This is a genomic window from Dactylosporangium sp. NPDC051087, assembly GCF_055586325.1.
In genome coordinates, this window is the sequence record NZ_JBVJIJ010000019.1 from 107,672 (window position 1) to 116,599 (window position 8,928).

Genomic DNA, 8,928 nt, shown 5'->3' on the forward strand with positions numbered 1-8,928 from the left:
GGCGTGTTGCGTATCGGGATCGTCTGCCCGTACTCGTTCGACGTGCCCGGCGGGGTGCAGAACCACGTCCGCGACCTGGCCGAGACGCTCATCGCCCTCGGCCACCACGTGAGCGTCCTGGCGCCCGGCGACGAGGAGAGCGGCGAGCAGCCGTACGTCGTGCCGGCCGGCCGGGCCGTGCCCGTGCCGTACAACGGATCCGTCGCGCGGGTGTCGTTCGGCCTCATCTCCGCGACCCGGGTCCGGCGCTGGATGGCCGCGGGGCGCTTCGACGTGCTGCACGTGCACGAGCCGCTGACGCCGAGCCTGTCGATGCTGGCGGTGCTGTCGGCGCGCGGGCCGGTCGTCGCGACGTTCCACACGGCGATGACCCGGTCGCGGGCCCTCGCGGCCGCGCAGGGGCTGCTCCAGCTGGTGCTGGAGAAGATCACTGGGCGGATCGCGGTGAGCGAGCTGGCGCGCAAGGTGCAGGTCGAGCACCTGGGCGGGTCCGCCTGGGAGATCCCCAACGGTGTGCAGGTGTCGCGGTACCGCGCCGCGACGCCGCTGCCCGGATGGCCGGGTTCCGGTGGGACGCTGGGCTTCCTGGGACGGTTCACCGAGCCCCGGAAGGGTTTCCCGTTCCTGCTGACCGCGTTCGTCGCGCTGGCGCGGTCGCGGCCCGGGCTGCGGCTGCTGGTGGCCGGGCCGGGTGACGTCGACGAGGTGATGTCCGATTTCCCGGACATCCTGCCCTTCCGCGACAGGATCGTGTTCCTCGGCAAGGTGTCCGAGGAGGACAAGGCGCGGATGCTGCGCAGCGTCGACATCTACGTGGCCCCCAACACCGGCGGCGAGTCGTTCGGCATGATCCTCACCGAGGCCATGTCGGCCGGCGCCACCGTCGTGGCCAGCGACCTCGACGCGTTCCGGCGGGTCCTGGACGGCGGGCGGGCCGGCGCGCTCTTCCCCGTCGGCGACAGCGCCGCCCTCACCACGACCATCGCCGGGCTGCTCGACGACCCCGCCCGCCGGGCCGCGCTCACCGCGCGGGCGGCCACGGTGGTGTCGGCGTACGACTGGCCCGTCGTCGCCGAACGGGTCCTGGAGGTGTACTCGACGGTGATCGAGGTCGCCGGGGCCGTGGTGGAGCAGCCCGTCCCGTAGGCGGCCGGCCGGTCCCGTAGGCTTCCCGCCGTGTGGTGGGTGATCACGGTGGTGGCGGTGGTGGTCCTGGTGGCCACCTATCTCACCTGGCTCGCGGCCCGGGTCGACCGGCTGCACGCGCGGGCGGTCGCGGCGTACGCCACGCTCGACGCCCACCTGCTGCGACGGGCCGTGGCGGCGGTGGCGCTCGCCGAGGCGGCCCAGCTGCCGACACTCATGTACGCGGCGCGGATCGCCGTCGACGCCCAGCCGGAGGACCGCGAGGTCGCCGAGAACGACCTGACCCGGCACCTGCGCGACGCGGCGGCCGGCCCGGAGGACGTCGTCGCCCCGCTCGTGCAGGTCAGCCGGCGGGTGGCCCTGGCCAGGCAGGTGCACAACGACGTGGTCCGCGACGCGCTCGCCGTGCGGCGCCGGGTGCTCGTACGGTTGTTCCGGCTGACCCGCAAGCACCCCCGGCCCGCGTACTTCGACGTCGACGATCCCTCGCTGCCGTGATCTTCCTGTCCTGACTTTGTTTCCGGTTTATCAGGCACTCCGTGCCCGCTAAACCGGAAATATCAGCATTTTCTGGGTTTTGCGGTGCTTGTGTGCTCCCGCTGGGTCCAACGAGGGCCGCGGGGTTCCCATTGGACGTCGGAACCTGTCACCCGGTCGGCGTAAACTCAAGGTGAATCCCGTTCATCCCTGTGAGGAGTGCTTCGTCGTGTCCGAGTCGCCCAGCACCAGCACGTCAGTCACCGGCACCGCGCGGGTCAAGCGGGGCATGGCAGAGATGCTCAAGGGCGGCGTCATCATGGACGTCGTCACCCCTGAGCAGGCGAAGATCGCCGAGGACGCCGGCGCCGTCGCCGTCATGGCCCTGGAGCGCGTCCCCGCGGACATCCGCGCGCAGGGCGGGGTGTCCCGCATGAGCGACCCCGACATGATCGACGGCATCATCGCCGCCGTCTCGATCCCCGTCATGGCGAAGGCCCGCATCGGCCACTTCGTCGAGGCCCAGGTCCTGCAGGCGCTCGGCGTCGACTACGTCGACGAGTCCGAGGTCCTCACCCCCGCCGACTACAGCAACCACATCGACAAGTGGGCGTTCACCGTGCCGTTCGTCTGCGGCGCCACCAACCTCGGCGAGGCCCTGCGCCGCATCACCGAGGGCGCCGCCATGATCCGCTCCAAGGGCGAGGCCGGCACCGGCGACGTCTCCAACGCCACCACCCACATGCGCAAGATCCGCGGCGAGATCCGCAAGCTGACCTCGCTGCCCGAGGACGAGCTGTTCGTCGCCGCGAAGGAGCTCCAGGCGCCGTATGAGCTGGTCAAGGAGATCGCCGAGACCGGCAAGCTGCCCGTGGTGCTGTTCACCGCCGGCGGCATCGCCACCCCGGCCGACGCCGCGATGATGATGCAGCTCGGCGCCGAGGGCGTCTTCGTCGGCTCCGGCATCTTCAAGTCGGGCAACCCCGAGCAGCGCGCCGCCGCGATCGTCAAGGCCGTCACGTTCCACGACGACCCCGACGTCCTCGCGAAGGTGTCCCGCGGCCTCGGCGAGGCCATGGTCGGCATCAACGTCGAGGAGATCCCGCAGCCGCACCGTCTCGCCGAGCGCGGCTGGTGACCGCCGGCATGATCATCGGTGTGCTCGCCCTGCAGGGCGATACGCGCGAACACCTGCACGCCCTGGCCGAGCTGGACGTCATCGCCCGGCCGGTGCGGCGCCCCGAGGAGCTCGACTCGGTCGACGCGCTGGTCATCCCCGGCGGCGAGTCCACGGCCATGAGCAAGCTGGCGATCGAGTTCGGCATGACCGAGCCGCTGCGCAAGCGGATCGCCGGCGGCATGCCCACCTATGGCTCCTGCGCCGGCATGATCATGCTCGCCGGCACGATCCTCGACGGCCGCGCCGACCAGGTGCCCTTCGGCGGCATCGACATGACCGTCCGGCGCAACGCCTTCGGCAGGCAGGTCGACTCGTTCGAAGGCACCGTCGACATTTCGGACATTGAAGGCGGCCCGTTCTCGGCGGTCTTCATCCGCGCCCCCTGGGTCGAGGAGGTCGGCGCCGACGTGCGGGTGCTGGGTCGTGTGAATGGCGGACCGGGCGCCGGTAGGATTGTCGCGGTTCGGCAGCAGCACCTGCTCGCGACCGCCTTCCATCCCGAGCTCACCGGCGACCTCCGAGTTCATCGGTACTTCGTGGAGATGGCGCGTGAGGCGGGCCAGACGACGGAGGGTTAGCCATGTCCGGGCATTCAAAATGGGCGACGACCAAGCACAAGAAGGCGGTCATCGACGCCAAGCGCGGCAAGCTCTTCGCCCGCCTGATCAAGAACGTCGAGGTCGCCGCCCGCACCGGCGGCGGCGACGTCAGCGGCAACCCCACGCTCTTCGACGCCATCCAGAAGGCGAAGAAGAACTCGGTACCTAACGACAACATCAACAACGCCGTCAAGCGTGGCTCCGGCCAGATCGGCGGCGGCGCCGACTGGCAGACCGCGATGTATGAGGGCTACGGCCCCAGCGGCGTCGCGATCCTCATCGAGTGCCTCACCGACAACCGCAACCGCGCGGCGACCGAGGTCCGGGTCGCGCTCACCCGCAACGGCGGCAACCTCGCCGACGCCGGCAGCGTCTCCTACATGTTCTCCCGCAAGGGCGTCATCATCGTGCCCAAGGCCGGCGAGCTCACCGAGGACGACCTGCTCCTCGCCGTCCTCGACGCCGGCGCCGAAGAGGTCAACGACCTCGGCGAGGCCTTCGAGATCATCAGCGAGGCCACCGACCTCGTCGCCGTCCGCACCGCCCTGCAGGACGCCGGCATCGACTACGAGTCCGCCGACTCCTCGTTCGTGCCGAGCGTGACGGTCGCCCTGGACGAGGAAGGCGCCCGCAAGGTCTTCAAGCTGATCGACGCCCTCGACGACTGCGACGACGTCCAGAACGTCTACGCAAACTTCGACGTCTCCGACGAGGTCATGGCCCTCGTCGAGGCCTGAGCATCAGGCCTGGGCTGCCTGCCGAAGGGCGGAACCGTCTCGGTTCCGCCCTTCGCCCTTGAGAGGTGACCGTGTCGGAGCCGCTCGCCGCGCTCGTGCGGTCGTATCCCGACATGTCACTGCGTCTCGACCCCGCCGACGCCGGTGCCGAGTTCGCCACGAACACCGCGTGGTTCGACGTTCCCCCGGGACCGGTGGACCAGATCGCGGTGGCCGCCGCCCTCGCCGACGTCGCCCAGCGGCTGCGGACCCGGTTCGGTGCCGCGCCCGCCCCGGTCACCTTCTACGCCTGGTACGACGAGCAGGCCGGCCGGCTTCGTTGCTCGCTGCGTTCCGTCGCCCCCGACGCGCTGCCGTTCGGCGGCCGGCACCGTGTGGTGGAGCGCCCCGAGCATGTCGTCGCGCTGATCGCCGCCGACGAGCACCCCCGGCGTCGTGCTCTGGAGCGAGCTCTCCGATGTCCACGACCCGGGCCGGAGCCGAGCCGGAGCTGTTCCCGGTCTTCGCGGCCGGGATCGCGCCCACCGGGAGGTTGTGACTGCTTCCTCGTCCGGCGTCCGACGAGATCCTGGCGCTCGTGGTCGGATGCCGTCCGCGCCGCGGACGCGACCGGTCCTTCGTATCCTGGATCTGGGACTGGTGCAGCCAATTTTGTCTGTGGCCATATGGCCACTAAAGTTGCGGGGGAGGTGAAACCATGACCGAAACTGTCATCAAGGCGGACTCCGCGACGGGCGCCGAAGCCGAGCCGGCGATCGACGAGGAACTGCTCGAGGAGGCGCGACGACACTTGGGAACCGCGTCGCGTAATGCCACGATCAATGCCGCGCTTCGCGTGTTCGTCGACCAGCAACGCGCTCGTCGCAGGGCGGCGCTGCAGGATCTGCGACGTCTTTCAGACGAGGGCGCGTTCAACTATGACGCGCTTGACGAGGTGGACGAGTGAGATTCCTCGTCGACACGAGCGCACTTGTCCGGCTCCAGCGCAATCAGGCCGCGACGGCATGGGACGACCTCGTCGAGCGCGGGCTGATCGCGGTATGTGAGCCGGTGCTTGTCGAGGTGATGTCGATCGCCGATGCCAAGAGTTACCAGCTCGTCGAGGAGCGGATTCTTGCGCTTCATCCGTGGGCGGCAATACCCGACGGAATCTGGTCGTTGGTTGCTGCCATCCGGCATGAACTGGTCCTGCCGAGCGCGTATCAGGGAGTGTCCGTAGCGGATCTGGTTATCGCGGCAACCGCGATCCGGCTCAAGCTGAGCGTCCTTCACGAGGACGGCGATTTCGAGACCATCGCTCGCTACGTCCCAGAGTTGCGCCAGCAGCGCATCAGCACTGAACCCGAATAGCCGGTCCGAGGACAAGCCGGAGCTCAGCTGCCGGGGCGGACGAGGCCTGATTCGTAGGCATAGACGACGGCCTGGACGCGGTCGCGGAGGGCGAGTTTCATCAGGACGCGGGCCAGGTGGGTCTTCACCGTGGCCTCGCCGACGGTCAGGGCCGCCGCGATCTCGCCGTTGGACATGCCGCGGGCGACGAGGCGCAGGACGTCGGTCTCGCGTGGGGTGAGGTCGGCGAGCTCCGGTGGGGGCTGCGGGCCGGGGGTGCCGGCGTAGGACGCGATGACCCTGGTCGTCACCGCGGGGTCGAGGATGGCCTCGCCGGCGGCGACGACGCGGATCGCCGTGATGAGGTGCTCGGGCGAGGAGACCTTCAGCAGGAAGCCGCTGGCGCCGGCGCGGAGCGCGTCGTGCAGGTTCTCGTCGGTGTCGAACGTGGTGAGCACGATGACCCGCGGCGGGTTGGGGGCGGCGAGCAGGATGCGGGTCGCGGCGAGGCCGTCCTGGCGGGGCATCGCGATGTCCATGAGCACCACGTCGGGGAGCAGGCGGCGGGCCAGGCTGACCGCCTCGACGCCGTCGCCCGCCTCGCCGACGACCTGGATGTCGGGCTCGGTCTCGATCACCATGCGCAGACCCGCCCGCACCATGCGCTGGTCGTCCGCCACGACGACACGGATCATGACGCGACCAGCAACGGCAGGCGGGCGTGGACCGCGAAGCCGCCGCCGGAGACCGGGCCCGCGTCGAGGTCGCCGCCGAACAGGGTGACGCGCTCCCGCATGCCGATGAGGCCCTGGCCGGCGCCGGGGGCGGGGCCGTGGACGGGGACGGCGCCGCCGGCGTCGACGACCGACAGGTGCACCCCGTCGCCGGAGTAGCGCAGCGAGACCGTCACTGCCGCGGGGCCGGCGTGTTTCAGCACGTTGGTCAGCGCTTCCTGCACGATGCGATACGCCGACATGTCCGCCGCCGGCAGCAGCGTCACCGGCGTCCCGGAGCACTCGAAGGTGACCTTCAGGCCCGCCTCGCCGACCTGGGCGAGGAGCTCGTCGAGGCGGTCCAGGCCGACCGGCGCCGCCATCGCCGCGTCGGGAAAGCCGCGCAGCAGGCCCAGCGTGCGGCGCAGCTCGCCGACGGCGTCGCGGCCGGAGGACTCGATGCCGAGCAGCAGCTCCACGTCGACGGCCAGACCGGCGTCGAGGCGGCGGCGGACGACACCGGCCTGGATGGTCATGACGGTGACGCTGTGCGCGACCATGTCGTGCAGCTCGCGGGCGATGCGGACCCGCTCCTCCATGACGGCCTCGCGGAAGCGCTGCTCGCGGATCGAGGCGCGGGCCGTGGCGGCGTCGGCGCTCTGGCGGTGCTGGACGGCGAGCACCGCGCCGAGGATCCACGGGGCGACGGGGAAGAAGAACGCCCCCATCGGGTCGACCGGGTCGACCTGCCAGAAGACGGCGCCTGTCGCGAAGGCGAGGACGAGCCCGGCGACCCCGCGCGCCCGGGCCAGGCGACCGGCGGCGCCGATGAGCGGCACGTGCCGGCCGACCGTGTACGCCGCGATGATCATCGCGGCGAGCTGCCACAGGCGGTAGTTGACGACCTGGTCCGGATACCAGTACTTGAGGCCGCCGACGCAGTTGGCGAGCAGCACGGTCAGCGGCGCGGCGTTGCGCAGCGCGACGAGCGGGACCGACACCGCGAGCACCCACGGCCACCAGCCGCCGGGCTGGTGCGCCACCGCCTCCTCGGTCAGGGCGAACGCCACGAAGGCGCCCGCCAGCACAAGATCCGTCCTGCTCATCCTCACCAGCTGACCGTAAGGGTTGCGCAGAGCGGGCGAGACCCTCCGGTGGATGACGCGGCGTCCCCCTCGCGGCGGAGGCGAAATCCGTCGCGCTGCGGGCGACCGCCGGGCCGGCACGTTCGTACTGTGCTCGTCCAACGCGGAATCAAGGGGTACTCGATGCTGATAAGACTCGCGCTCGTCCTGGCGCCGGCGGTCCTCGCCGTCGCCACGGCCGTCGATCCGGCGCTCGGCGACGACCAGGGGGTCGGGATCTACCGGGCGCATCCGGATGCCATCCAATGGCACTCGGTGCTGCTGCACTGGGCATGGGTGCTGTTCGTGCCGGCGTTCCTGGGGCTCCTGCGACCGATCCGCCGCCGCGGCGCGGTCCTCGCGCGCGTCGCGTGGTGCGCGGCCGTGTTCGGGCTCGTCACGTTCTCGGCGCTCATGGCGTACGACCTGGCGCTGCTGGCCATGGAGCAGACGCTGCCCGACGCCGAGGTCCGTCGCGTCGACGCGGTGTTCCAGTCGATGGACTGGGGGGTGTGGGGCTGGCAGGTCCCGGGCCTGGCCGGCTGGGCCGTGGCGCTGCTGCTGACCCCGGTCGCGGCGGCCTACGCGAAGGTCATCTCCTGGTGGACGGCGTCCGCCGCACTGCTGGGCTCGGTGCTGTATCTGCAGTTCGCGATCTCACCGCTGCCGCTGAGCCTCGCGGGACCGGTCGTGATGCTGGTTGCGTACGGCTTCGCGGGCCGAGAGCTCGCGAGGTTCCGCACGGCCACCGGGGCGTCCGGCGCGGCGGCGGACGGGGACGGCGGGGTGTCCCGCGCGGCGGTGGACGGGGACGGCGGGGTGTCCCGCGCGGCGGTGGACGGGGACGGCGGGGCGTCCGGCGCGGCGGTGGACGGGGACGGCGGGGCGTCCGGCGCGGCGGTGGACGGGGACGGCGGGGCGTCCGGCGTCGCGGCCGCTGGGCGGGCGGCGGACGAGCCGGACACGTTCGGTGTGTTCAAGGACCGGGTGGGCCGGTTCGGGCTGGTCGCCGCGCCGGTCGTGTTCGGGGCGGGGCTGCTGACGGTGCCGGGGCTGTCGCCGGACATCGCGGAGGCGGTACGGCAGCCGGGTCTGGCCCAGGCGAGCGCGCTGCTGCTGCACCTGGCGTGGCTGCTGTTCGTGCCGGGAATGCTGCTGATGATGCGGCGCGGCCGCCGGTTCACGACCGTGGCGGCGGCGGCGACCGCGTTCGCGCTGATGCACTTCAGCGGCCTGATGGTCGGCGACTACAGCGACCTGGCCGTGCGGCTGACCGTGCCGGCGGAGCTCGCCGAGAAGGTCGGCGACGCGTTCGGCGGCTACACCCTGTTCGCGTTCGGCTGGGCGGTCCCGGCGATGCTGGTGAGCCTGCTCGGGCTGATCGCGGTCCCGATCGGTGCCGCCGCCGACGGCCTGGTCCGCTGGTGGGTGCCGGTACTGACGGGGCTCGGCGTCGTGGCGTTCCTCGCGGTGGGCGTCGGCCCGCTGTCGGTGCTCAGCCCGCTGCTGCTGCTCGCCGGCTACGGGCTCCTGGCCAGGGCGCTGCCGTCCCGTCCGCTGCGGGCCGGGACGACGGGGACTCCCGGCCAGCAGCCGGAGCCTTCGGGGCCTCAGCCCATGGAG

Annotated in this window: 11 protein-coding genes; 8 read left to right on the forward strand and 3 right to left on the reverse strand. The window is 71.5% G+C overall.

The window, feature by feature from the left end:
- Positions 1–6: 6 nt before the first annotated feature.
- The 5 genes from ACZ6TV_RS32905 (at position 7) to ACZ6TV_RS32925 (ending at position 4,139) form a co-directional block, all read left to right on the forward strand.
- A complete protein-coding gene (locus tag ACZ6TV_RS32905; protein WP_465301278.1) occupies positions 7–1,146 on the forward strand; it encodes a glycosyltransferase family 4 protein in 1,140 nt (379 codons plus the stop codon).
- Between the two features lie 30 nt (positions 1,147–1,176).
- The gene (locus tag ACZ6TV_RS32910; protein WP_465301280.1) at positions 1,177–1,644 is read left to right on the forward strand and encodes a hypothetical protein; all 468 of its coding nucleotides are present in this window, start codon (positions 1,177–1,179) and stop codon (positions 1,642–1,644) included.
- Positions 1,645–1,852: 208 nt separating this feature from the next.
- Entirely contained in the window at positions 1,853–2,761 is a 909-nt protein-coding gene (gene pdxS, locus ACZ6TV_RS32915; protein ID WP_465301282.1) for a pyridoxal 5'-phosphate synthase lyase subunit PdxS, read from the forward strand.
- A gap of 8 nt (positions 2,762–2,769) precedes the next feature.
- Positions 2,770–3,381 carry a pyridoxal 5'-phosphate synthase glutaminase subunit PdxT gene (gene pdxT, locus ACZ6TV_RS32920; protein WP_465301560.1) on the forward strand — a complete coding sequence of 204 codons (612 nt, stop codon included), beginning with the start codon at positions 2,770–2,772 and terminating at the stop codon, positions 3,379–3,381.
- Positions 3,382–3,383: 2 nt separating this feature from the next.
- Positions 3,384–4,139 (forward strand): YebC/PmpR family DNA-binding transcriptional regulator, encoded by a 756-nt coding sequence (locus ACZ6TV_RS32925; RefSeq protein WP_465301284.1) that lies wholly within the window; start codon positions 3,384–3,386, stop codon positions 4,137–4,139.
- A gap of 116 nt (positions 4,140–4,255) precedes the next feature.
- Here ACZ6TV_RS32925 and ACZ6TV_RS32930 read toward each other — a convergent pair whose 3' ends face one another.
- A complete protein-coding gene (locus tag ACZ6TV_RS32930) occupies positions 4,256–4,564 on the reverse strand; it encodes a hypothetical protein (protein WP_465301286.1) in 309 nt (102 codons plus the stop codon).
- 272 nt (positions 4,565–4,836) lie between these two features.
- Between ACZ6TV_RS32930 and ACZ6TV_RS32935 the strand changes: the two genes are divergently transcribed.
- Positions 4,837–5,085: a type II toxin-antitoxin system VapB family antitoxin gene (locus tag ACZ6TV_RS32935; protein ID WP_465301288.1), complete on the forward strand. Its 249-nt coding sequence runs from the start codon at positions 4,837–4,839 to the stop codon at positions 5,083–5,085.
- Positions 5,082–5,489, forward strand: a complete 408-nt coding sequence (locus ACZ6TV_RS32940; RefSeq protein ID WP_465301290.1) for a PIN domain-containing protein — start codon at positions 5,082–5,084, stop codon at positions 5,487–5,489. Before ACZ6TV_RS32935 ends, ACZ6TV_RS32940 begins: the two co-directional genes overlap by 4 nt.
- Positions 5,490–5,512: 23 nt before the next feature.
- On the opposite strand, the gene ACZ6TV_RS32945 is transcribed toward ACZ6TV_RS32940, so the two are convergent.
- Both ACZ6TV_RS32945 and ACZ6TV_RS32950 read right to left on the reverse strand, forming a co-directional pair.
- A complete protein-coding gene (locus tag ACZ6TV_RS32945; RefSeq protein ID WP_465301292.1) occupies positions 5,513–6,163 on the reverse strand; it encodes a response regulator in 651 nt (216 codons plus the stop codon).
- On the reverse strand, positions 6,160–7,287 hold the full coding sequence (locus ACZ6TV_RS32950; protein ID WP_465301562.1) for a sensor histidine kinase: 1,128 nt from the start codon (positions 7,285–7,287) through the stop codon (positions 6,160–6,162). The genes ACZ6TV_RS32945 and ACZ6TV_RS32950 overlap by 4 nt, the downstream gene beginning before the upstream one ends.
- Positions 7,288–7,449: 162 nt before the next feature.
- Here ACZ6TV_RS32950 and ACZ6TV_RS32955 point away from each other — a divergent pair.
- On the forward strand, positions 7,450–8,928 hold a 1,479-nt coding region (locus tag ACZ6TV_RS32955), incomplete at its 3' end, for a hypothetical protein (RefSeq protein WP_465301294.1).